This window comes from Rhizobium sp. NZLR1b, assembly GCF_019685155.1.
Taxonomy (GTDB): Bacteria; Pseudomonadota; Alphaproteobacteria; order Rhizobiales; family Rhizobiaceae; genus Rhizobium.
The window spans coordinates 1-21,155 of record NZ_JABDWC010000029.1 but is presented as its reverse complement, the minus strand read 5'-3'; the positions used below and the strand labels follow the sequence as shown (position 1 = coordinate 21,155).

At 60.7% G+C, this 21,155-nt stretch carries 21 protein-coding genes, 1 pseudogene and 1 other annotated feature (1 of these 23 running past the window's edge); of the genes and pseudogenes, 10 read left to right on the top strand and 12 right to left on the bottom strand.

Annotated elements, in window-relative coordinates:
• Positions 1 to 15, bottom strand: a sequence feature (sul1 is cis-regulatory element that is thought to sense ions involved in sulfur or methionine metabolism; They are found in Alphaproteobacteria); it reaches 41 nt to the left of the window's first position.
• A 178-nt stretch (positions 16 to 193) separates the two neighbouring features.
• The 4 genes and pseudogenes from HJB84_RS28920 to HJB84_RS28905 all read right to left on the bottom strand — a co-directional run.
• On the bottom strand, positions 194 to 445 hold the full coding sequence (locus HJB84_RS28920; RefSeq protein ID WP_207580864.1) for a hypothetical protein: 252 nt from the start codon (positions 443 to 445) through the stop codon (positions 194 to 196).
• 55 nt (positions 446 to 500) lie between these two features.
• A complete protein-coding gene (locus tag HJB84_RS28915) occupies positions 501 to 881 on the bottom strand; it encodes a response regulator (RefSeq protein WP_207580865.1) in 381 nt (126 codons plus the stop codon).
• A 444-nt stretch (positions 882 to 1,325) separates the two neighbouring features.
• Complete coding sequence (locus HJB84_RS28910; protein WP_221117601.1) at positions 1,326 to 2,114, bottom strand: thioredoxin family protein; 789 nt, start codon at positions 2,112 to 2,114, stop codon at positions 1,326 to 1,328.
• Positions 2,115 to 2,305: 191 nt separating this feature from the next.
• Positions 2,306 to 2,650, bottom strand: a pseudogene (locus HJB84_RS28905) (adenylate/guanylate cyclase domain-containing protein); the annotation flags it as partial.
• A 233-nt stretch (positions 2,651 to 2,883) separates the two neighbouring features.
• Here HJB84_RS28905 and HJB84_RS28900 point away from each other — a divergent pair.
• The gene (locus tag HJB84_RS28900) at positions 2,884 to 3,651 is read left to right on the top strand and encodes an adenylate/guanylate cyclase domain-containing protein (RefSeq protein WP_207580867.1); all 768 of its coding nucleotides are present in this window, start codon (positions 2,884 to 2,886) and stop codon (positions 3,649 to 3,651) included.
• Between the two features lie 142 nt (positions 3,652 to 3,793).
• Here the strand turns inward: HJB84_RS28900 and HJB84_RS28895 are convergent, their stop codons facing one another.
• The 4 genes from HJB84_RS28895 to HJB84_RS28880 all read right to left on the bottom strand — a co-directional run bounded on the left by HJB84_RS28895 (position 3,794) and on the right by HJB84_RS28880 (position 5,788).
• Entirely contained in the window at positions 3,794 to 4,171 is a 378-nt protein-coding gene (locus HJB84_RS28895; protein ID WP_221117600.1) for a hypothetical protein, read from the bottom strand.
• Between the two features lie 137 nt (positions 4,172 to 4,308).
• Positions 4,309 to 4,698: a hypothetical protein gene (locus HJB84_RS28890; protein ID WP_207580869.1), complete on the bottom strand. Its 390-nt coding sequence runs from the start codon at positions 4,696 to 4,698 to the stop codon at positions 4,309 to 4,311.
• A 101-nt stretch (positions 4,699 to 4,799) separates the two neighbouring features.
• Complete coding sequence (locus HJB84_RS28885) at positions 4,800 to 5,024, bottom strand: DUF982 domain-containing protein (RefSeq protein WP_246762760.1); 225 nt, start codon at positions 5,022 to 5,024, stop codon at positions 4,800 to 4,802.
• Positions 5,025 to 5,446: 422 nt separating this feature from the next.
• Entirely contained in the window at positions 5,447 to 5,788 is a 342-nt protein-coding gene (locus tag HJB84_RS28880) for a hypothetical protein (protein WP_207580870.1), read from the bottom strand.
• A gap of 228 nt (positions 5,789 to 6,016) precedes the next feature.
• Here HJB84_RS28880 and uvrB point away from each other — a divergent pair, with 228 nt between their 5' ends.
• Entirely contained in the window at positions 6,017 to 9,049 is a 3,033-nt protein-coding gene (gene uvrB, locus HJB84_RS28875; protein WP_221117599.1) for an excinuclease ABC subunit UvrB, read from the top strand.
• A 68-nt stretch (positions 9,050 to 9,117) separates the two neighbouring features.
• On the opposite strand, the gene HJB84_RS28870 is transcribed toward uvrB, so the two are convergent.
• Both HJB84_RS28870 and HJB84_RS28865 read right to left on the bottom strand, forming a co-directional pair.
• Complete coding sequence (locus HJB84_RS28870; protein ID WP_221117598.1) at positions 9,118 to 9,816, bottom strand: hypothetical protein; 699 nt, start codon at positions 9,814 to 9,816, stop codon at positions 9,118 to 9,120.
• A gap of 70 nt (positions 9,817 to 9,886) precedes the next feature.
• Positions 9,887 to 10,609, bottom strand: a complete 723-nt coding sequence (locus tag HJB84_RS28865) for an SOS response-associated peptidase (RefSeq protein WP_221117597.1) — start codon at positions 10,607 to 10,609, stop codon at positions 9,887 to 9,889.
• 258 nt (positions 10,610 to 10,867) lie between these two features.
• Between HJB84_RS28865 and HJB84_RS28860 the strand changes: the two genes are divergently transcribed.
• From HJB84_RS28860 to dusA, 5 genes are all read left to right on the top strand, one after another.
• Entirely contained in the window at positions 10,868 to 11,254 is a 387-nt protein-coding gene (locus HJB84_RS28860) for a GNAT family N-acetyltransferase (protein WP_405049249.1), read from the top strand.
• A gap of 382 nt (positions 11,255 to 11,636) precedes the next feature.
• Complete coding sequence (locus HJB84_RS28855; RefSeq protein ID WP_221117595.1) at positions 11,637 to 13,409, top strand: cadherin domain-containing protein; 1,773 nt, start codon at positions 11,637 to 11,639, stop codon at positions 13,407 to 13,409.
• A 233-nt stretch (positions 13,410 to 13,642) separates the two neighbouring features.
• A complete protein-coding gene (locus HJB84_RS28850) occupies positions 13,643 to 14,110 on the top strand; it encodes a hypothetical protein (RefSeq protein ID WP_221117594.1) in 468 nt (155 codons plus the stop codon).
• A gap of 656 nt (positions 14,111 to 14,766) precedes the next feature.
• The gene (locus HJB84_RS28845; protein WP_003540801.1) at positions 14,767 to 14,979 is read left to right on the top strand and encodes a cold-shock protein; all 213 of its coding nucleotides are present in this window, start codon (positions 14,767 to 14,769) and stop codon (positions 14,977 to 14,979) included.
• Between the two features lie 183 nt (positions 14,980 to 15,162).
• Entirely contained in the window at positions 15,163 to 16,164 is a 1,002-nt protein-coding gene (dusA, locus tag HJB84_RS28840; protein ID WP_221117593.1) for a tRNA dihydrouridine(20/20a) synthase DusA, read from the top strand.
• Positions 16,165 to 16,182: 18 nt separating this feature from the next.
• Here dusA and HJB84_RS28835 read toward each other — a convergent pair whose 3' ends face one another.
• Positions 16,183 to 17,142, bottom strand: a complete 960-nt coding sequence (locus tag HJB84_RS28835) for a S1C family serine protease (protein WP_221117592.1) — start codon at positions 17,140 to 17,142, stop codon at positions 16,183 to 16,185.
• Between the two features lie 498 nt (positions 17,143 to 17,640).
• On the opposite strand from HJB84_RS28835, the gene HJB84_RS28830 reads away from it, so the two are divergent.
• From HJB84_RS28830 to HJB84_RS28820, 3 genes are all read left to right on the top strand, one after another.
• Positions 17,641 to 18,477 (top strand): alpha/beta fold hydrolase, encoded by an 837-nt coding sequence (locus HJB84_RS28830; protein WP_207580879.1) that lies wholly within the window; start codon positions 17,641 to 17,643, stop codon positions 18,475 to 18,477.
• A 553-nt stretch (positions 18,478 to 19,030) separates the two neighbouring features.
• Positions 19,031 to 19,246, top strand: coding sequence for a hypothetical protein (locus HJB84_RS28825; protein WP_207584331.1), 216 nt, complete (start codon positions 19,031 to 19,033; stop codon positions 19,244 to 19,246).
• A gap of 210 nt (positions 19,247 to 19,456) precedes the next feature.
• Entirely contained in the window at positions 19,457 to 19,939 is a 483-nt protein-coding gene (locus tag HJB84_RS28820) for a BA14K family protein (protein WP_207580880.1), read from the top strand.
• Positions 19,940 to 20,034: 95 nt separating this feature from the next.
• Here the strand turns inward: HJB84_RS28820 and HJB84_RS28815 are convergent, their stop codons facing one another.
• Positions 20,035 to 20,934 (bottom strand): DUF3313 domain-containing protein, encoded by a 900-nt coding sequence (locus HJB84_RS28815; RefSeq protein WP_221117591.1) that lies wholly within the window; start codon positions 20,932 to 20,934, stop codon positions 20,035 to 20,037.
• Positions 20,935 to 21,155: the final 221 nt, after the last annotated feature.

The window sequence follows — 21,155 nt, the reverse complement described above, 5'->3', positions numbered from 1 at the left end:
CTCACCGGGTCCGTGGTGAATGTCCGTGGTATAGACGAGATTTTTGCTGCAGCGCAACATTCAATTTCGCAGGGATGAAAGCGAAAGCTGCGAGCGAAATTGATGCGCCGCTTGCGATCGTGCCGGACGGGGCGATGAAAACTCGCCGCGAAGGTCCTCCTGCGCGATGGCGCGACTGGAGCCGAAGCCACCCTCACTGCCAGAGAAAGTCCGGGCCTGTGCTCTGGGACGTAAGCTTGAGTGTGCCGTCCGGCTGAACCACATAGCTTTCGAAAACACGGTAACCGAATTGACCGAGAAAGGTATGTTTGACCACAGTTCCCGGACGATAGGGTGAATGAATGACCTTTCCCCGATAGGTGAGGCTACCCGAAAGAGGCTGCGGGTCTTGCGCGCTGGCGCAGGCCGTGAGGGTGAAGAGAATGGCAACGAGTGTGTGCTTCATCCGGATCATCTCCCTGGAAGGTCCAGCGACGTGCACGACGTCAATCTCCTTCTTATCAGATCGCTGCCCTGCTGCGGTCGAAATCTTTGCGTCGGGCCGCCTCTGCCCGCGAGAGCGCGCTGACAATCCTTTCCTCGGAGAAAGGCTTGGAGATCACATCGAACGCTCCAGCGATACCGTTGCCGACACTCTCAGGACTGCCGGTCACGAAAATAACGTCCACGCCGAAGCGGTCGATCAGCCGACGGGCAAGCTGAGCGCCGCTCAGCCCGTCGGAGAGGTTGAGATCGACCAGCGCCACATCGCTTTTCTGAGCATAGGCGAGAGCTTGCTCAACCGTCGAAACCGGCCCGATTGTCTGGTGCCCGGCCTCTTGCGCAATGCGTTCGAGCTCCAACGCAATAGTATTCTCATCTTCAACGATCATGACCTTCATGGCTAAGCCTCCTCACCAAAGCCGGGTGCTCGGGCACACTGCCGGTAACGGGTACAACGCCGTCGACCCAAAATGTTTCCACTCTGCATTGAATTTCTTTCGGACATCAGACGCCGCCGCTGGCTAATCCTCCACTGCAGCAGCAGAATGCCGTCCAACGGCGCTTCGCCGTAGGAGACAGCCCGGAACACATCACAGAGGACGAAGGCGCAAAAGTTCCAGCCGCACCGGGCTCGATACGGCAGTGAGCGCTCTTCTGTCAGGTGTTTTTATGGTGGCGCTGCTGAATGCTGGCGGAAAGCGGATTTGTGCCGAGTCGGCGGCCCACCTGCCCGCCACCGTGACCGGCAAGGCAACGTCCCATGGCGGGAGATCCAATGATTTGACAGCGCCTTGCGGCGGACCGAAGCCCTTGGCCTCCGGTCCGCCGCAACTCGACCTCGCTCACGGTTTCGTATTTGCACTTTCGGCCCGGAACGCCGCCTCGCCGGCGTCGGAGACATCGACCCACTTCTTGTCCGGCTCGGCGTCTGCCACATAAGCGTCGTTCCAGTTCCACCATTTGTAGGTCGGGGTCTGAGGATAGCCCTCGGGCGAATCCTCCCAGACTTCCTGGCGGCCGAGTGGCGTGATATCGAGGTAGTTCCAGGTGCCGCCCATCTGCTCATCGCCGCGGTTGTTGATGAAATAGGTGCGGAAGATGCGCTCGCCGTCGCGGTAGAACACGTTGGTGCCGTGCCACTCGTCGACGCCGAAATCCTTGTCGAAACTGTCGGTGATCGTCACCCATGGTATCGTCCAGCCCATCCGCGCTTTCAGCCGGGCGATGTCGGCCTGCGGCGCGCGTGAGGCAAATACCAGCGTCGTATCGCGGGCGTTGAGATGGGCGACGTGAGCCACTTGATCGGCCACCATCGAGCAGCCGCGGCAGGCATGCTCGGGCCAGCCGAAGACGCCTGGCTCGTAGAAGGCGCGGTAGACGATCAGCTGGCGACGGCCCTCAAACAGTTCGGGCAGGCTGACCTTGCCCTGGGGTCCCTCGAACGCATAGGCCTTTTCGACCGCCATCCACGGCATGCGCCGGCGCTCGGCGGCCAGCGCATCGCGCGCACGGGTCTGCGCCTTTTCCTTTACCAGCATCTGCTCGCGCGCCGCCTCCCAGGCCTCCAGCGCCACGACCGCCGGTCTCTGCATGCTCTGTCCTCTCTTTCCATTTTCGGCTGAAGCAGTCATGGCTCAATCTCCTCGTTGGGGCGAATTCCCGCGCCTCGAAGCCCGGCTCATCGCGCGTTGTTCGGACATAGTCTCGCATCGGAAATCGAACAGTGGGAGTAACAAGTGTGACCGTATTCCCATTGCCCCGATCGCAGCCGCAGCGCCGGTCCGGATGATGCGTGAACAGGTGCTGGATGGAGCGCGTCAATGACGCCGTCGCCCTGGATGTCTTCGCCCTCGACGATGATATCGCCGAGATGGATGCCGATCCGGAACTCGAGCCCGTGCTCCGGAAGGGCCACGGCGTTGTGCGTGGCTTTCCGCTGCTGGACCTCCACCGCGCAACGCAAGGCATCGACGACGCTCTGGAATTCGACCAGCGAACCATCGCCCATGGTTTTGACCAGCCGGCCATGGTGACGCTCGATCGCCGGCTCGAAGACATCATTCTGGTCCGCCTGAAAACGCGCACGCGTGACCTCTTCGTCGATCTGGCTCAATCGACTGTAACCGACGACATCGGCGATTAGGATAGCTGCAAGACGGCGCTCCATCCCCGGTCTTTCCTGGAGAGCGAAGGTATTGTTAACAACATCCTATAGTAGGTCCCATCGCGATGCTATCGTCGCACCCGCGCAATAGTCGAATTGGCGGCGAGCGGTCGGATAAGAATGGCGCCAGACGAAATACTTCAAGCCATCGCAGCCTTCGACTATCAGCAGAGTTGCCAAAAGCAGGCGAGTATCGGAAGCTTGTTTTTTGGCTATAAGGCGACGGATTGTTCGATATGACCACAGCCTCTTCCAGTCGGCAGACCAGCCACGGCAGCGCCAGGATCTGCCGCGGCTGCTGGGACCAGATGCATATGCCGATCCCGATCGGCGGCCCGCTCGCCTTGCCGTTCCGCGCCTTGGGCATCACCCGCAGCAAGATGAACCCCGATATCTGCACGATCTGCGAACGTTCCTTTCAGTACGTCAAGAAGCAGCGCCAGATCACCGTCGACGCGACCATCCTGTTTGCCGATATCAGGGGCTTCACGGATCTGTCGGAGCGCATCGAGGCTGTGCAACTGAGCGAGATCGTCAGCCTGTTCCAGGATCGCTGCGCCCAGGCGATCTGGGCGCATGACGGCATCGTCAACAAGCAGATGGGCGACGGCCTGATGGCGATCTTCAATTTCCCGATCGTCCGCAACGATCACGCCGTCGCCGCGATCCGGGCCGCGCAGGAGATCCAGCGAAACTGCGCCGCGGCGCTGAACGGCCTGGTGCTCGACACATTGCCCGGCCGCACCCTCGGCGTCGGCGTCGGCATCCATTCCGGCGAGGTGCAGATCGGCGAATTCTCGAGCTTCCGCAGTGATTTCACCGCGATCGGCGGCATCGTCAACCAGGCGGCCAGGCTTGAATCCCAAGCCGCGGCGGGCGAGATTCTGATCTCTGCGGAAACGGCGACGAAGGCTCCCGACCTCGCAGCAGGCGCCGAAACGCGCATGCTTGCGCTGAAGGGCATCGAACAGCCGGTGCAAGCAAGCGTGCTGGTGAAGGGCTGAAGTACCGCACCTCTTTTTTCACGCTTTGATTGCTGGGGGAACCGACTGTAAGCGGGTTAACTCAGGAACAAGCGAAGGGATCTCTGGTTCTGACGACGTCCGAAAGGTGCTCGGCGAGGCTGCCAAGCGCCCCGCCGCTTCCTCAGTACTTCATGTTGCGTAATTCCGGAAAATCATAATAACGCAGCAGCTTACCATGGCAGCGATAGTCGTTCTTTTTCAGGTACAATATCATGTTGTGTTGCAAGCCCAGGCCGATATAGGACCAGTTCGGATTGCTGCGTTCCGTCGTGCGCGTGCAATAAGCGTATATCTGCTTTTCCGGATTAAGCAGAACCACGCTGGAAATCTCCGCCTTTACGAAGTTCCCCGGTTTAATGGTTCCCCGCAGAGCGTCGATGTACTCGCGTCGAACTGCGCTGGAAGGCGGCCGCTGGGAATCTGTAACGGACTGCGGCGCTGGCGTTTGGCAGCCGGTCAGCGCCAGCAGAGCGGCGCAGACAAGGAATTTGTTTTTCATTCAGTTGGATCTTCCTCTATTAAAATCGATAGATCGAGCTTTCCGGATGGCGGCGCTACCACGACGCTGGAGGCATGCCGCGCCGCCGGTCAACAAGGCCTGGAACGGCGACGCGGCCCGAGCCCTCGTCTCTTTCGTCAGGTCTTCATGCCGTTCATCTCAGGAAACGGGTAGTAACGCAGCCGCTTGTCGCGGCATCGATCGTCATTCGCCGTTGCGCCCAGCACTTTGCCCTCTGTGAACGAGACCCCGAGATAGGCCCAGTCTCCCCAGCTGTGCTTCGGCACCACCCGGACACAGTAAGCATAGATCTGTTTTTCGGGATCGAGCAGAACGACGCTGGATATGCGCGCCCAGACGACTTCTCCTGCTTCGTGTCTATAGCTTCTCTTGAACACAATATTGATGAAGTTCTGCCGGACTTCATTTGAGGGCGGACGCTGGGACTCTGCCACGGATTGCGACACCGGGGCGTTGCAGCCGGCGAGCGCCAGCAGAGCAGCGCAAACAAAGACTTTTATTCTCATTTCTTAAAGTCTCCAAAGAATCGGAGCGCATGTACGCTGCCTATTCCCACAAACACAGCGGGAATAATATTTGCAATACATGGCAAGAAATATCGTTGGCGTCACCGGCTGTCGACCGCATGACCGGCATCGTCCTCATGATCATCGATCGGCACGCCGGCTTCCAGCGCCGCAAGGATAAAGGCCTGCCTCACCGTCTCGGCCGGCATGCGCCCGGCAAGCCAGGCGCGGCAGAAATCAATCGTTCTCTGCTGATGGACGCCGCCATGGATCGGCCAGTCCGAGACGAGGGCATAAAGCGCATCCTGCGGCGAGCGGAGAACCAGCCGTTCGCCGATTTCAAGATCGATGGAAATCGGTTTTCCCCAGAAGGACGGATGGTCGCTAATGGCAATAACACCTGAAGCTGAATTGACCAGGAATAACTGCGGAAGACCGATCTCGGTTCCAGTGTGCGCCCGGATGGTATCACTATTGAAAGGCCGGGTACGCCGACATTGGAAGGATGCAAGAAGCAGCGTTGCGGCGCGTCCTTCGAGGCTCCGTCCGATGGACTGCGCACCTCAGGAAGAGGAGCGTTGGAGGATGCCGCGCCAGCGCTCAAGAGAGATCTTGAGATAACCGCCGGCGCCCAAGAGAGCCTTATCCTGAGGTGGCCCGCAGGGGCCCCGAAGGACGATGCGGGTGCGCCGGCTTAGCGGCGCCACGTCCCTAGGTGCCCTGGCAACGAAGCCGCGGCCGCCCGTTGTCAGGCGGGCAACTTGCAGCCCTTGCTCATACCAGCGGACTGCATGGCGGAAACCTTGCCTTTCGACGCGGCAATCTCGCCTTCCTTGTCTCCCCCCGCAACGCTGCCGATTGGGACGCCGACGAGAAAGACGCCGAAGGCATCGCCGTTCGCCGCACTGATCTGCTGCTTCGACAAGTCGTCCAGCTTAGCTCTCTCCTTTTTCAGTTCGACAGCGAGAGCTTCGCAGCCAAGGTTCGTATAAGCCGCCATCGGAATATCGACCTGCACGATGGCGTCAGGACGTTTGGCGCAACTGGCCAGTGCAGCGGTCGCCGCGAATGCGATAATGATCTTTTTCATTAATGGTCCCCGATTCCCGCAATAGCTGTAACATTGCCGCCCTCAGCGCGGGAGGTGATCCGCTTTTCAACCACAGACTTTTTATTTATGTACTCGGGAAAACCTCATTGCAGCCTCTTTGCCAACATTCCGCGCCCAACATTATTCGCCAATCTGAACGATTCATTCGTTTCCCTTTTGTACTCTTTCCCTCTTCCCTTTCGCGCTAACTCTCTCCATATTCCCGCCATGGCCAAATCTCCGAAGAAATCCCCCGCCCCGAATGGCTTCGAGGAAGCCCCGCAATCGTCCTTCGAGGGCGCTCCGCTGTCGGGTTCCGTCGCCGATTGGGTAAAGCAGCTGGAGGCAGATGCCGAAAGCTCCGGCGTCGAGTCGCAGCGCGAAATCGCCTCAAAGGCGGGCAAGCACCGCAAGAAGGTGGAAAATGAGGCGCGCAAGCATTCGGAGGCCGTCGGCGTCAACAAGAAGGTGGAGATTGCCGCTTCAAAAAGCGCCCGTGGAACTTCGATGGGCGGTTCCACCGACCCGAAGACGCGCGCCGCCGCCGGCCTCAACCCCGTCTCCGGCATGGATACGACGCTGGAGGAAGCCTCGTCGTTGCAGGCCGGCACCGCCGTCACCGCCACCGTCGAGGCGCTGTCGGCGCTGATCGAGAGCGGCAATCCGCTGCACAAGAACGGCAAGATCTGGACGCCGCACCGCCCTGCCCGGCCCGACAAATCCGAAGGCGGCATTACGATCCGCATGCAGTCGGATTACGAGCCGGCCGGCGACCAGCCGACCGCCATCCGCGATCTCGTCGAGGGGCTGGAGAACGGCGACCGCAGCCAGGTGCTGCTCGGCGTCACCGGCTCGGGCAAGACCTTCACCATGGCCAAGGTGATCGAGGCGACGCAGCGCCCGGCCGTCATCCTGGCGCCGAACAAGACGCTGGCCGCCCAGCTCTATTCCGAATTCAAGAACTTCTTCCCCGACAATGCGGTGGAATATTTCGTTTCCTACTACGATTATTACCAGCCGGAAGCCTACGTGCCGCGCTCCGACACCTATATCGAGAAGGAAAGCTCGATCAACGAGCAGATCGACCGCATGCGCCACTCGGCGACGCGCTCGCTGCTCGAGCGCGACGACTGCATCATCGTCGCCTCTGTTTCCTGCATCTACGGTATCGGCTCGGTCGAGACCTATACGGCGATGACCTTCCAGATGTCGGTCGGCGACCGGCTGGACCAACGCCAGCTGCTGGCCGACCTCGTCGCCCAGCAATATAAGCGCCGCGACATGGATTTCACCCGTGGTAGCTTTCGGGTGCGCGGCGATACGATCGAGCTTTTCCCCGCCCACTTGGAGGATGCCGCCTGGCGCATCTCGATGTTCGGCGACGAGATCGACGCCATCACCGAGTTCGACCCGCTGACCGGCCAGAAGGTCGGCGACCTGAAATCGGTGAAGATCTACGCCAATTCGCACTATGTCACTCCGCGCCCGACGCTGAACGGCGCCATCAAGTCGATCAAGGAGGAGCTCAGGCTTCGCCTGACCGAGCTGGAGAAGGCCGGCCGCCTGCTGGAGGCGCAGCGCCTGGAGCAGCGCACCCGCTACGATATCGAAATGCTCGAAGCCACAGGCTCCTGCCAGGGCATCGAGAATTATTCCCGTTATCTCACCGGCCGCGACCCCGGCGATCCGCCGCCGACGCTGTTCGAATACATCCCCGACAATGCCCTCGTCTTCATCGACGAAAGCCATGTCACCGTGCCGCAGATCGGCGGCATGTACCGAGGCGACTTCCGCCGTAAGGCGACGCTGGCCGAATACGGCTTCCGCCTGCCCTCCTGCATGGACAACCGGCCGCTGCGTTTCGAGGAATGGGACGCCATGCGCCCCGACACCATCGCCGTCTCGGCGACACCGGGCGGCTGGGAGATGGAGCAATCAGGCGGCGTCTTCGCCGAACAGGTGATCCGCCCGACCGGCCTGATCGACCCGCCGGTCGAGGTCCGCGCGGCCCGCAGCCAGGTCGACGACGTACTCGGCGAAATCCGCGAAACATCCGCCAAGGGTTACCGCACCCTCTGCACCGTGCTGACCAAGCGCATGGCCGAGGACCTGACCGAATATCTGCATGAGCAGGGCGTGCGCGTCCGCTACATGCACTCCGACATCGACACGCTTGAACGCATCGAAATCCTCCGCGATCTGCGCCTCGGTGCCTTCGACGTGCTGGTCGGCATCAACCTTTTGCGCGAAGGCCTCGACATTCCCGAATGCGGCTTCGTCGCCATCCTCGACGCCGACAAGGAAGGTTTTCTGCGCTCCGAGACCTCGCTGATCCAGACCATTGGTCGTGCCGCGCGTAACGTCGACGGCAAGGTCATTCTCTATGCCGACCAGGTCACCGGCTCGATGAAGCGGGCGATGGAGGAAACCAGCCGCCGTCGCGAAAAGCAGATGATCTATAACCAGGAGCACGGCATCACCCCGGAATCGGTCAAGGCCAGGATCTCCGACATCCTCGACAGCGTCTACGAACGCGACCACGTCCGCGCCGATATATCAGGCGTCTCCGGCAAGGGCTTCGCCGATGGCGGCAACCTCGTCGGCAACAACCTGCAGACCCATCTCAACGCCCTCGAAAAGAGCATGCGCGACGCCGCCGCCGACCTCGACTTCGAAAAGGCCGCCCGCCTGCGCGACGAAATTAAACGCCTCAAGGCAGTGGAACTCGCCGCCATGGACGACCCGATGGCCCGCGAGGAAGCGAAGGCGATGGAGGGCAAAAGCGGCCGCCCCAATGGTAAGAACAAAGCAGCGCGCTCGAGTAACAGCCCTCATGGTGAGGAGGCCCAGGGGGCCGTCTCGAACCACGAGGGCGGGCGTGGAACCTCCTACTTCGCCAAACCCTCGATCGACGACATGGGCCCAGGCACTGACACCGCCACTCCGCTCTTCCGCAAACCCGCCCTCGACGACATGGGCCGCGACATCGCCGAACCCGCCAAGAAGGGCCTGTTCCGCAAGAACGACCTCGACGAAATGACTGTCGGCCGAACGGAAAAGCCAGTCATCGGGCATGTGCCGGAAAAGCCGGATGCCGCCAAGGCCACGAAGCGGTTTTCACCGTTGCTTGAGGGGCAGCCGGAGCGCGATGACGTGCGTCCGGTCGTACGCGGGAAGACGGGTGTGGGGAGCTATGAGGATCCGGGCGAGCAGAAGCGCAAGGGACGGACGAAGGGGAAGACTGGGCGGCCGGGGCGGTGAGGCAAGCGCAGTGCCGAGTGACCGTGCCCACTCCGCAAATTTACGAACACGGCGAACACCACCTCCCTTCACCCACACCCCGTCCTCCCCGTCCCCGCCACCAGCGCAAAATAAATCCGCTCCACCCGACAGGCAGCACTCCTGGCGCTCGCCTCAAACCCCGCCGCCGGCCATCCGCGTCGAGGGCTGCCGTCGGCCGCGATCAGCCAGTACCAGCGCTCGTCTGACCCCGTCAGATCGATCTTGAAGATCCGCCCCATGCAGACATCGCCATGGAACCCGATGAAATCGTCGCCGGCCTTCTCCTTCCAGGAGTGCCGCCATCTTCCCCTCGGCGTCTCGCCGCTGATGACCATCTCCCAGCTCTTCCACCCGTTATAGTCCGATTGCGCCGTCAGCGAGCCATCATAGGGTTTCGGCTCGATCTGCAGGCAGCTTTCCAAAAACTCCGCGACCGAGTTGCAAACGGTGCTCCATGCCTCGTCATTGTGCCAGGTCAGCTTGTAGGCGAACTCATCGGAGACATTCTTCAAGGCTGCGGCGACGGCAGAGGCGACGCCTTCCCTGCTCGCCGGTTCGCCGTGCAGCCTGATGTGGAGATAGGTGCAGAGAAAATCTGCCGTATCTCGCGCGATCGGCTCGATGACATCGAGCTTTCGGCGCTTGCCAACCTCATAGCCGCCAAAATCCCGAATACGACGCTGAGGCTGTTTGCGAAGGGCATTATTGAGGAACGACCTTAGGAGCGTTCCGATATCGTCTTGCATGCGTTTCCTCTCCTCATGAGGATGTCTCTGCCGCATGGTTTCGTGAATGGCTCCGCCCGAGCCGGTAAAGTCAGATCAGCGTCGGTTCCGGATCGTCCTCGACCTCTTCGATGATCTCCGGCCTGTCGTTCTTCGGAGAGCCGACATCCCGACCGATCTTCCACATCGACATCTGTTCGGATGGGAAAGGTTTCATGAGATCGTTTGGGTCCGGCTCGGCGGACAGCCATCTCTCGTAATCCGCGCGATGCAGGATGACGGGCATGCGGTCATGGATCGTCGCCATCATCTCGTTCGGCTCGCAGGTGATGACGGCGAAGCTGCGGATGGACACGCCCTTCTCGTCCGTCCACGTCTCCCAGATGCCGGCGAGCGCAAAAGGCGAGCCGTCTTTCATGGCGATGGCATAGGGCTGCTTGTTCTTGCCGGTGCCGTGAATGTCCTTCCATTCGAAGAAGCCATTGATCGGAATGAGGCAGCGACGCGACCGGTATGCCGAGCGGAACATGCCGTTGCCGCTGATGGTCTCGCCTCGAACATTGACCGGCGGTGGCCTGCCGCCGGGCTTGGCCCAGGAAGGCATCAGACCCCAGCGCGCGGTCGCGAATATGGGGCCCGACGTATCGGGTTCGCGCACGATATCCCTGATGATAATAGGATAATCTTGCGACGGCGCTCCATTCCAGCGGGGAAAACGATTTCCCAGCCCGTCGATATCCCCACCCTTCACGGCAAAGGCGAAATTGCTGATCAATTCTTCAAGCGAAGTTTTAACGAAGATACGTCCGCACATCTTACTCTCTGCCGATGGAATATGAGATGTTCTGATTATGTTCTCGACAGAGACGTCGTCAACGAAGCGTCAGTTGCACCCGTTCAGGAATGCTCCTTCGCGGCCCTGAGGACACAGAAATGAAGGATGAGAGGTGGGCGCCCTCACGTCGAGGCTGAGAGGAGGCCTGCCCCAGCAATCGATCCCATTGCGAAGCAGGCGGAATCGGCAGAAAAACACTCCCGGCAAGCGACGCGACAAATGAATCGGAATCCACCCATGCCAGAACTCCGTATCGATCCGTTTCCCTCGCCCGCCGAACTCAACGCCCTCTTGTCAGCAGCCTGGAGCACGCCTGAAGCACCGGATTTCTCCCGCATCCTGCCCCGCAGCCTCGCCCATATCGGCGCCTACCACGACGATCAGCTCATCGGCTTCGTCAACGTCGCATGGGATGGCGGCATCCATGCCTTTATCCTCGATACCTCGGTTCACCCCGACATTCGCCGGCAGGGGATCGCGACGCGGTTGGTCAGGGAAGCGACCAGAGTTGCGCGGGAGCGCGGCGCTGAGTGGCTGCATGTCGACTTCCAGCCGCACCTGACCGGCTTCTACCGCGGCTGCGGATTTTCCCCCACCGAGGCAGGACTCATCAAGCTCAAGTAAGACCTCCCGCGCGGGAATGCAGGAACACGTCGAAGCCAGCATCAACCTGCGATGGTGGCTCGGATGAGCCGCAGCGCGGCGCCGCCGAAAACCCGCTTCAAAACACAATTTTTCCGAGAGTACCTCGGCTGAAAATAAAAAATCATACTATTTAGCAGACCAAAATATCCCTTTGAGTTCTCAAATTAAAATGCGTCTCCCAGTATTTTATCCTTAGTTTTTCATTAAAAAAGCAATGAAAAGATACAATTTTGCATTGAAAACTTAATAGGGGATTGGCATAGATCCCCAGGGGGCTGTCGTCCGTTGAAGCTGCAAGAACAGTTCTACTGAGGATTTCTCATTTTCATGGAATGCAAGCATCTATTGGGGTAGGTTTAATATGGCCTTGAATATTCTGGACACCAACGGCGCAACGATTACCAAGACGGTCGCCGAGTTCGAAGCTTACGACGTTATCCGCCACTCCGCCGCCAGCCCTTCCTCGGCTGTCACTCTGGTCGTCTCGGATTCAGGGGTGGCCGATCTGGCCGACGAGTTGGGTTCGGTCTCCGCGAATGTGACGGGCTCAAGCAGCGACAATGCGATCACGACAGGCGCAGGCAACGATGACATCAATGGCGGCGACGGCGCAGACACGCTGAATGGGGGCGCCGGAAACGATCAGCTTCGTGGCGGTGATGGCAATGACACGCTGAATGGCGGTGCTGGCAATGACTTACTCGCGGGCAGAGATGGCAATGATATTCTGAATGGCGGTGACGGCAATGACCAGCTTGTAGACGACGTCGGAAATGACGTCATCAGAGGCGGCGCGGGCAACGATACGATCTCCGATGGTGACGCCGGCGGCCGTACCCCTGAAGTCTTCGACATCAATGCGGGCGACGGCGACGATGCCATAAGCGTGAAGGCTCAGGGCTCCGGAACAATCGACGGCGGCGCCGGGATCGATACTCTCCAAGCGTTTGAGCTAAGAGGCCTGACGATCAAGAACATCGAAGTCCTTGAAACGGTGGGATATTGGGTTGCCGGTTCAAGCGCGCAGTTCGAAAGCTTTGACAAGATCGTCTGGTCGACAGATCCGGCCCATCACTTTAACGCCGCACTGGCAGTCACGGACAGCGCCCACCTCGATCTTTCCGACGAACTGGGAAATCTTGGAGCTTTTGTCACCGGTTATGTCTCCGGCATCGACGTCAAGACCGGCGGCGGCGACGACGAATTTACCGGCACCGACGGCGACGACATTTTCGACGGCAGCGGCGGCAACGACATCCTCAATGGCAAGGCCGGCAATGACAAATTGACCGGCGGCGCCGGCAACGACACCATCGATGGCGGCGCCGGCATCGACACGGCGTTCTTCGCCGGCAATTTTGCCAATTATTCCCTGGCATTGAGCAATGACAGTCACATCCTGACCAGCGCCGCCGAAGGGACGGATACGCTGCATGACGTCGAATTCGCGCGCTTTGCCGACGGCGTCTACGATTTCGCCACCGAAAAGTTCACACCAGACGGCAGCAACGCCGCGCCGACCAATATCCAGCTTTCGAAAACCACCCTCTCAGAGAACACCCCGATCTGGACCACGCTCGGCCTGCTCAGCGCCAAGGACGCCGATGGTGACACCCTCACCTACAAGCTCATCGACGGCGCCGACGATCACTTCCGCCTGAATGGCAACCGCATCGTCACCTCGAAGGCTTTGGACTACGAGACGGCCAATTCGTACACGATCAAGGTCGCTGTCTCCGACGGCAAAGTCACGGTCGAAAAGGACATCACGATCAACGTCCTCGACGTCAACGAGGCCCCGGTCAACAAGGCGCCGATCAATCTCGCCTTCTCGCGCGGCTCGATCTCCGAGAATGTCGCGATCGGCACATCGGTCTGCCTTCTCTCCGCCATGGATCCGGAAGGCGGCGCGGTGAAGTGGCGGCTGACTGACGATGCGGACGGCATCTTCAAGCTCGTCGGCAACAAGATCCAGACGAAGGCGGCGATCGACTTCGAAAGCAACCACAGCCTGACCTTCACCGCCGAAGCCTATGACGCGGCTGGAAACACCACCAGCCACGATTTCACCATCGCTGTGAAAGACGTCTTCGAGCCGTCGTTTACGAGCCTGTCGCATGAAGCGTTGATATAACCGCGATACGATCGCCGGTGGACGCAGAGAAGCGTCACCGGCGATCCCGACCAAAAGACGGAACTCGCGTCTGGCGACCGTAGTCCCATCGGCCGAACTTTCCTGGCGATCGCCCGCAGACAACAGCCGGAGACGACAAGGCTGACGGCCGTGCCGGGCAACCCTTTCCAAAATGCAGCTCCACCTGGACGCCCGTTTCGGTTATGATTTCTGCTCATCCGAGGAGAGCCCGCATGCGCCTGCCCACATTCATCCTCGCCCTTGCCGCGTCGGCGCTCGCCGCCCTGCCCGCATCGGCCGAGACTTACAAGACACCGAAGGCGCTGCTCAAGGCGCTCTACAGTTACAACACCGACAACAGCGACGCCGAGGCGCCCTCGCCGTATTCGATCTTCTTCTCCGACCATCTGAACGAGCTCCTCCAGGCCGATCTCGACAACACGCCCGATGGCGATGTCGGCGCGATCGACTTCGATCCCGTCATCGCGGGCCAGGACGGCGCGGCGAGCGACGTCAGGATCGGCCAGCCGATCCTGCTGGATGATAAGGCCGAGGTGGAGGTGCAGTTCGAAAACAGCGACGAGGTGACGCTCTTCTACACGCTGGTGCGGCAGCACGGTGGCTGGAAGGTCGAGGACATCGCCAATCAGAAGGGGAATAATCCGTGGAGCCTAAGCGGGTTGCTGGGTGATGCGCAGTAGGCGGACGGGATGAAAAACACTAAGGCGGTGCGATATACCTCTTCTCCCCAGCGGGGAGAGGTGCCGGCAGGCGGTTGAGGGGGTGAGCGGCAGAGCCGCGAATGTGCTGAGCGCAAGTGAAGGGCAAGGAAGGGCGTGCCGTGCAGCCCCCTCATCCGACCCTTCGGGCCACCTTCTCCCCGCTGGGGAGAAGAGAGCGCAAGCGCCGCACAACTCCTTCACCGCCGCCCCCCGGCCCAGAACCACTCACGACAAAATCCACACCGGCCACCGAATCCGCCCCTCATCCCGTTTCGGCACGGAATCCCGCTGTGGCACAGCCATGCAAGGAACCGCTAACTCTCCGTCAAGTATCTGAATCTTAGACATTTCCTGCCATCGATGCGGGCATGCCAAAATAATCCCACTTGCTTTTTGCCCGAAAAGCTGCCACCAATTTGATACTCGGGCATTTGCATGCCGGTGACTGGACAGATGTGGTAATCCCTTCCGTTTGGAAGGCGGCGCGGGACTACCCGCCTACGTAGACGTTCTTTCCCCGTACGTGACTTCTCCGACTGACCCTTCGTCCCCATCGATCGGGGCGAAAGCTAAAGCCGTCCGCTTCCTCTCGGGGGCGCGGATACTACACAGACTAAGGGAAAAGGACGATCCCAATGGCCACCAAGGGCACCGTAAAATTCTTCAACCAGGACAAGGGTTTTGGTTTCATCACGCCGGACGGCGGCGCAAAGGACGTTTTCGTCCATATCTCTGCGCTGCAGGCTTCTGGCATCCAGTCGCTGCGCGAAGGCCAGCAGGTTACCTTCGACACCGAGCCGGACCGCATGGGCAAGGGCCCGAAGGCCGTCAACATCTCGGCTTCGTAAGTCAGACTTCCGCTTCGGCGGCATGAACGGCGCTCCGCAAGGGGCGCCGTTTCTGTTTGCAGCGTCACCGTCATTTGTCGATCGCACCGCCAGATGTTATATGCGCGCTGAAGAGATGGTCCCGCCCCCGCGGCGGTGCGGGGCCCTTGCGGCACCCAGAGAACAACGAATTATGGAACGTCGATGACGCAGAAGAGCCCGATTTTTGCGGTCGCCCCGATGATCGATTGGACGGATCGGCATTGCCGCTATTTCCATCGCCAGATCAGCCGGCAGGCGCTGCTCTATACCGAGATGGTGGTGGCCGATGCGATCATCCACGGTCCGCGCGACCGGCTGCTCGGCCATGACGCCGCGGAACATCCGCTGGCGCTGCAACTCGGCGGATCGGACCCGGCCAAGCTTGCCGAGGCGGTGAAGATCGCCGAACCCTACGGCTACGACGAGATCAATCTCAATGTCGGCTGCCCCTCCGACCGCGTGCAGTCGGGCACCTTCGGCGCCTGCCTGATGCTGACGCCGGAGACGGTGGCCGAATGCGTCGGGGCGATGAAGGCGGCAGCGACCGTGCCGGTGACAGTGAAATGCCGGATCGGCGTCGACGAGCAGGAGCCGGAACAGGCGCTGCCGGCGCTGATCACCCGCGTTCTAGATGCCGGCGCCGACGCAATCTGGATCCATGCCCGCAAGGCCTGGCTGAAGGGCCTGAGCCCGAAGGAGAACCGCGAGATCCCGCCGCTCGACTACGACATTGTCTATCGGATGAAGCAGCGCTGGCCCGACATCTTCATCGGCATCAACGGCGGCATCCGCACGCTTAATGAAGCCGCCGCCCATCTCGAACATGTCGACGGCGTCATGCTGGGCCGGGCCGCCTACCAGAACGCCGCGATCCTTTCCGAAATCGACCAGCGCTTCTTCGGCGCGCCGGCGGGCGAACCGGATTGGGAAGCGCTGCGTGATCGGATGATGGCCTATGCCGAACGCCACATCGCGGCCGGCGGCCGGCTGCAGCACGTGGCCCGCCATATGGTCGGCCTCTTCACCGGCCTGCCCGGCGCCAGGCGCTACCGCCAGATCCTGTCGACCGATGCAGCCAAGAGCGGCGCCGGGCCGGAGGTGCTGGCGGCGGCCTTTGCGGCTGTCGATTTTTCAGGGACGGAGCAGGAGGCGGTCAGCGCCTGACGTGAGGTGATGTCTTTGTCAGGGCGTCCGCGCCGTCGGCAGCAGGGTCTTCTTCACGATCCGGCCTGCTACTGAAAACACCAGGATCTCGGTATCCCTCTCGATTCTGCTGCCATCCATCAATCGGACGATATCATCGACGCCGCCGACCGGACTGCCGTCGACAGCGAGGATATAATCGCCCTCCTGCAGCCCTCCCTTTGCCGCCGGCCCTTCCGGCTCGACGCGGCGGATGCGGACGGAGGTCGTCTGCACCGTGCCCGCCGCCAGTGCCACCCGGCGCGGCAGCACGATCGTATCGCCTGAAATACCGATGAAGGCGCGCCTCACCTGGCCGTAGCGGAGAATTTCCGAAACAACGAAATTGGCCGTATTCGACGCCACGGCAAAGGCGATGCTCTGCGCGCCCTGGATGACGGCGGTGTTGACGCCGATCACCTCCCCGCTGGAAGACACCAGCGGTCCGCCTGAGTTGCCGGGATTGAGCGCCGCATCGGTCTGGATGACATCCTCCATCAGCCGGCCGCTGGCTGCCCGCATCGACCGGCCGAGCGCTGAGACGATACCGGCGGTGACAGTCCACTCGAAACCGAGAGGATTTCCGATCGCGATGGCGATATGGCCTCGGCGCAGGCGTTGGGAATCTCCGAGCTTCGCCCAGGCGCCGGTGCTTGTATTGGCGCGAATGAGGGCGATATCGGTATCGACATCGCGGCCGAGCACACGGCCCTCGGTGACGAAGCCATCGGGCGTGGTAATGCGAACGACCTTGGCGTCGTCGACGACATGGCTGTTGGTGATGATCAATCCATCAGGCGAGATGGCAAAGCCCGACCCGTGCCCCTGCCGGCCACCGACCCTCTCGATCCGGCTGACGGCCGGCCCGACCGTGTCGACTGCTGCCGCGATCGATTGCGAATAGACATCGATCAGCGCCCCGTCATTCTGAGGCGCTATCGCCTTGTCCATGTAACCCATGATTTAATCCTCAGGCGGGAGTAACGGTCGTCCGCGGCCAAAGCGGTCTCGGTTGCGACGGTTCGCCATCATACTGTTGTTGAGGATTAGATGGTTGGGCGTCGACCGGCGTTCAAGTGAGCGTGGGCGGCTGCCTGAAATTGCGGGAGCACGCGAACATAACTAGCCGGACAGATATATCGAACTACCCGGACAGATATCTTGAACGAACGGAAAAAAACTGGCTCATTGCAGACGTTCGCCCGTGAAATCAGCTGCCGTCGCGACGCCATCAAGCCTGTTGCGGCGACCATCGCACCGGGCCATACAAACTTCTGTCATATCAACATAATAGAAAAGGGTATTCAATAACAACATCAGCACATTCCGCCGGTGTTACCTCACGCCCCATCTTCTTGCTCAAGCCTTCGGGGCAACGGCGCTCGTAGTCTTGCCAATTCCGCCGGCGACGGCGCAAACTTCCGACCGCATCAATCCAATCAACCAAGGAGCCATGACATGAGCACAGTCACGACTAAGGACGGCGTCGAGATCTTCTACAAGGATTGGGGGCCGAAGACTGCCCAGCCGATCATGTTCCATCATGGCTGGCCGCTATGCTCCGACGACTGGGACGCCCAGATGCTGTTCTTCCTCGAGAAGGGCTACCGGGTCGTCGCCCATGACCGGCGCGGCCACGGCCGCTCTACCCAGGTGGGCGACGGTCACGACATGGATCATTACGCCGCCGATGCCGCAGCCGTCGTCGAGCATCTCGATCTCAGGAATACCGTCCATATCGGCCACTCCACCGGCGGCGGCGAAGCGACCCATTACGTCGCCCGCCATGGCCAGCCGCAGGGCCGCGTCGCCAAGCTCGTCATCATCGGCGCCGTGCCGCCCATCATGGTAAAAACCGATGCCAATCCCGGCGGCCTGCCGATCGAGGTCTTCGATGACCTGCGCAGGCAGCTCGCCGCCAATCGCTCGCAGTTCTACCGTGACCTGCCGGCCGGCCCGTTCTACAGCTTCAACCGACCGGGTGCGAAAGTATCGGAACCGGTCATCAACAATTGGTGGCGCCAGGGCATGATCGGCGGCGCCAAGGCGCACTACGACGGCATCAAGGCCTTCTCGGAAACCGACTTCACCGAAGACCTGAAGATCATCACCGTGCCGACCTTCGTCATGCACGGCGACGACGACCAGATCGTGCCGATCGCCGACTCTGCGTTGCTCTCGTCCAAGCTGCTGCAGAACGCCACGCTGAAGGTCTACGAGAAATTTCCGCACGGCATGTGCACGACCCATGCCGACATCATCAATCCGGACATCCTCGCTTTCATTAAGGAATGATCCGTCATGCCGCGGGCGCCGGTGAGGCGCCCGCGGCATGACTTGACCGCCACGACAGATTTGAGCACCCGTCGGCTGCAATAGACGGGCGACGCCGACCACCTCGATTTTTTGAGAGCGGCTCCCTCGTTTTCTCATGAAACCGTTTTCGCCGATTTGCGTTTAGCGGCCATGACAAGAGAACGTGAACCCTCATCAAAGGCTTACCGGCAGGATCGCTTCGAAAACACCGAGCGAGCCGCCAAGGAAACCATCGAAGCAGAGCAGCGGGCTCGCCGCGAGAAAACCAAAAGGCTGAAAGAACTGCGTCTGTCGCAGCAAAGCGGCAAGGACCCCGCAACCAGGTAGATTTCCATGCTCGCGCTGCCTGTCAGGCCGACACGACCATCGGTCTCATACCCATGCGCACTGCCCTCGTCCGTATCCTTCCGGGCGTGGGCGCCCCGAATTGTTTTTGAATATCGGACGTTCGCCCATCTTGCAGAGCAAGGATCACGAAATTATCTTTTTTTCACCGATAGCGATTCACGGCATCGAAAGAGGGCAGATTGCGATGTCAGACAAGCTGTTCAGTACGCGTGACGAACCGCTCGCATCCGAAGATCTCGATGTGTGCAGGCGTGTCCATGAAGCGCTGTGTAGAGAGCTCCAGATTGACCGATCAGGCGAGGAAGCCGCCCGTCTAGGCGCACTTATCATCGAGCTCTACCGGCAAGGCGTGCATGACGAGAACCAGCTTCGATTGCTGGCCGGCGGGAAGCGAACCTGATAACGCGCAACCCGCTATACGCTCGAACGCAGCATTCTTTCCGGTCTCCGGCAGGCCGCGACCCACCGCATCGACCGCCGTTGGCCGAGCCCCATTTTACCCCGCTGCGTTAGCAGATGCGCACATACATCGCGCCTTTCATCCCAAAATGAAACCAAACCCCTTCCCCTGCGTTACCCCCTCGAACATCGGTTACCCAAGGTGAGAGAAATGAACAGATTCGCCATCATTGCCCTGTCGATAGCGACGGCTTTCTCCGGAATGCCGGCCTCGGCAGGCCCTGCCTTCGTGCCGAGTCCGGCGCAATCGGCGCAACCGGCGTCTCAAAGTGCCGCCCATATCATGACCGTCGGCTGCAACAACTTCACCAATTGCCCTGGGCAGTTCGGTAATGATCACAGGTGGTACCGAAACCGCCACCACTATCGCGATGGCAGCTACTACCGCGACGACCGCTATGGATGGGATCGTGGCTATAATCGTCACTATCACCACCATGACAATAGCGGCGCCATCATCGGCGGCCTCGCTGCCGGCGCGCTCATCGGCGGCATCATCGCCTCGCAGCCGCGCGCCTATTCTTCACGCGCCTACAGCTCGCATGCCGACTATTGCTACAGCCGCTACCGGTCTTACCGCGCCTACGACAATACCTTCCAGCCGAGCTACGGCCCGCGCCGCGAGTGCCAATAAACCGATCCACCCGTCAACAGCGAGCCTCGCATGAAAATGCGGGGCTTTTTGATGCCGCACGGGCAGCGCCTGGGGCAAGACTGAGCGTGTATCTCTCAGTAGGTCGCCGCCGGTTTCGGCTTCTTCTCGGTCCATTGCGGCGGCGCGCCGTATTTGGCGGCCACAGCTCCCATCAGTCCGGGCGACCGGCCAAAGGCGTCGCAGGCGGCGTATTTCGGTTTTCCGCCGAGCCAGGATTTCATTCGCTGCCCCGACGGCAGCGAGATATCCAATCCCTTCGGTTCCTTGCCTTTGATCAGCATGCGGGAAAATTCGCTGCTGAATTTCGACGCCAGGCCATAGGCGTCGCCGACTTCGGAAACGCGGGGAGTGTTCTGCAGCGAGTTTGCCCCGCGCGACCAGACGATCGCCGTCCGCTGCACACCATCGCGGTCGACGGCCTCAGCCTCGACCGCCAGTCCACCGAGGCCGGCCGGCAGCCGCGGCACGGCGACGGGCAGCACGAAACCGGTGCCAACCGTCACAACGGTGGAAACACCCGCCATCGCCTTATTGGTCGGTACAATGTCGGTGACAACGGAGCGGATCGTCAGGTCCGCCGGTTGGCCTGAAGAGACCAGCTGATATTTGTCGCTGAGCGAAATGCAGAGCGCCCGGTCCAGCGCGTTCGCCACCATCACCCGGTCGGCGTCCGATTTGACGCGGGTCGCGGCGCTGAAAGCGAAGGTTGTCGGCACGATATTCACCGTCTTTGCCGGGCTAAGGCGCGTCCCATCGACATAGACGCGCGATTTCGACAACTTGCCCTTCGGCGGGCCGAGATTGCCGTAGAAGGAAAGCGTGCCGGCCCCCTTGAGGGGCACCGAGCTGCACCCTGCCGCTGTCATGGCAAGCGCCACCGGCAAGGCGAGAGACAAGCCCCTCGGAGCCTGTAGGAAAGAAAATGAAAATGGATTGCTGCGCACGCTGTCTGGCCTCCGTCGCCGATAGCGCATAACCCCGAAAATCGAAATCGATTTCCGGAAAGGATTATGCGCAGGTTTAAAGCGCTAGAGCGTCCTTGGCGCGTCTTGTAAGACGCGCGGCGCTCTAGAGCGCGTCCACTTTACTCGGGGTCATATCCGCAGGATTTGAAGTAGTTGGCGCACTCCTGCGGCTGGAATGTAGTTACGACCTGCCCGACTGGTGTCCCATACCTGCCGCGCCGCTTGCAACA

What these genes read in the sequence shown, in the direction of transcription:
- HJB84_RS28865 (WP_221117597.1), bottom strand. Translation starts at nt 10,609, where the DNA reads ATGTGCGGACGTATCTTCGTTAAAACTTCGCTTGAAGAATTGATCAGC.
- uvrB (WP_221117599.1), top strand. Translation starts at nt 6,017, where the DNA reads ATGGCCAAATCTCCGAAGAAATCCCCCGCCCCGAATGGCTTCGAGGAA.
- HJB84_RS28855 (WP_221117595.1), top strand. Translation starts at nt 11,637, where the DNA reads ATGGCCTTGAATATTCTGGACACCAACGGCGCAACGATTACCAAGACG.
- HJB84_RS28910 (WP_221117601.1), bottom strand. Translation starts at nt 2,114, where the DNA reads ATGACTGCTTCAGCCGAAAATGGAAAGAGAGGACAGAGCATGCAGAGA.
- HJB84_RS28890 (WP_207580869.1), bottom strand. Translation starts at nt 4,698, where the DNA reads ATGAGAATAAAAGTCTTTGTTTGCGCTGCTCTGCTGGCGCTCGCCGGC.
- HJB84_RS28895 (WP_221117600.1), bottom strand. Translation starts at nt 4,171, where the DNA reads ATGAAAAACAAATTCCTTGTCTGCGCCGCTCTGCTGGCGCTGACCGGC.
- HJB84_RS28850 (WP_221117594.1), top strand. Translation starts at nt 13,643, where the DNA reads ATGCGCCTGCCCACATTCATCCTCGCCCTTGCCGCGTCGGCGCTCGCC.
- HJB84_RS28870 (WP_221117598.1), bottom strand. Translation starts at nt 9,816, where the DNA reads ATGCAAGACGATATCGGAACGCTCCTAAGGTCGTTCCTCAATAATGCC.
- HJB84_RS28815 (WP_221117591.1), bottom strand. Translation starts at nt 20,934, where the DNA reads ATGCGCTATCGGCGACGGAGGCCAGACAGCGTGCGCAGCAATCCATTT.
- HJB84_RS28900 (WP_207580867.1), top strand. Translation starts at nt 2,884, where the DNA reads ATGACCACAGCCTCTTCCAGTCGGCAGACCAGCCACGGCAGCGCCAGG.
- HJB84_RS28920 (WP_207580864.1), bottom strand. Translation starts at nt 445, where the DNA reads ATGAAGCACACACTCGTTGCCATTCTCTTCACCCTCACGGCCTGCGCC.
- HJB84_RS28835 (WP_221117592.1), bottom strand. Translation starts at nt 17,142, where the DNA reads ATGGGTTACATGGACAAGGCGATAGCGCCTCAGAATGACGGGGCGCTG.
- HJB84_RS28880 (WP_207580870.1), bottom strand. Translation starts at nt 5,788, where the DNA reads ATGAAAAAGATCATTATCGCATTCGCGGCGACCGCTGCACTGGCCAGT.
- HJB84_RS28830 (WP_207580879.1), top strand. Translation starts at nt 17,641, where the DNA reads ATGAGCACAGTCACGACTAAGGACGGCGTCGAGATCTTCTACAAGGAT.
- dusA (WP_221117593.1), top strand. Translation starts at nt 15,163, where the DNA reads ATGACGCAGAAGAGCCCGATTTTTGCGGTCGCCCCGATGATCGATTGG.
- HJB84_RS28860 (WP_405049249.1), top strand. Translation starts at nt 10,868, where the DNA reads ATGCCAGAACTCCGTATCGATCCGTTTCCCTCGCCCGCCGAACTCAAC.
- HJB84_RS28820 (WP_207580880.1), top strand. Translation starts at nt 19,457, where the DNA reads ATGAACAGATTCGCCATCATTGCCCTGTCGATAGCGACGGCTTTCTCC.
- HJB84_RS28825 (WP_207584331.1), top strand. Translation starts at nt 19,031, where the DNA reads ATGTCAGACAAGCTGTTCAGTACGCGTGACGAACCGCTCGCATCCGAA.
- HJB84_RS28915 (WP_207580865.1), bottom strand. Translation starts at nt 881, where the DNA reads ATGAAGGTCATGATCGTTGAAGATGAGAATACTATTGCGTTGGAGCTC.
- HJB84_RS28845 (WP_003540801.1), top strand. Translation starts at nt 14,767, where the DNA reads ATGGCCACCAAGGGCACCGTAAAATTCTTCAACCAGGACAAGGGTTTT.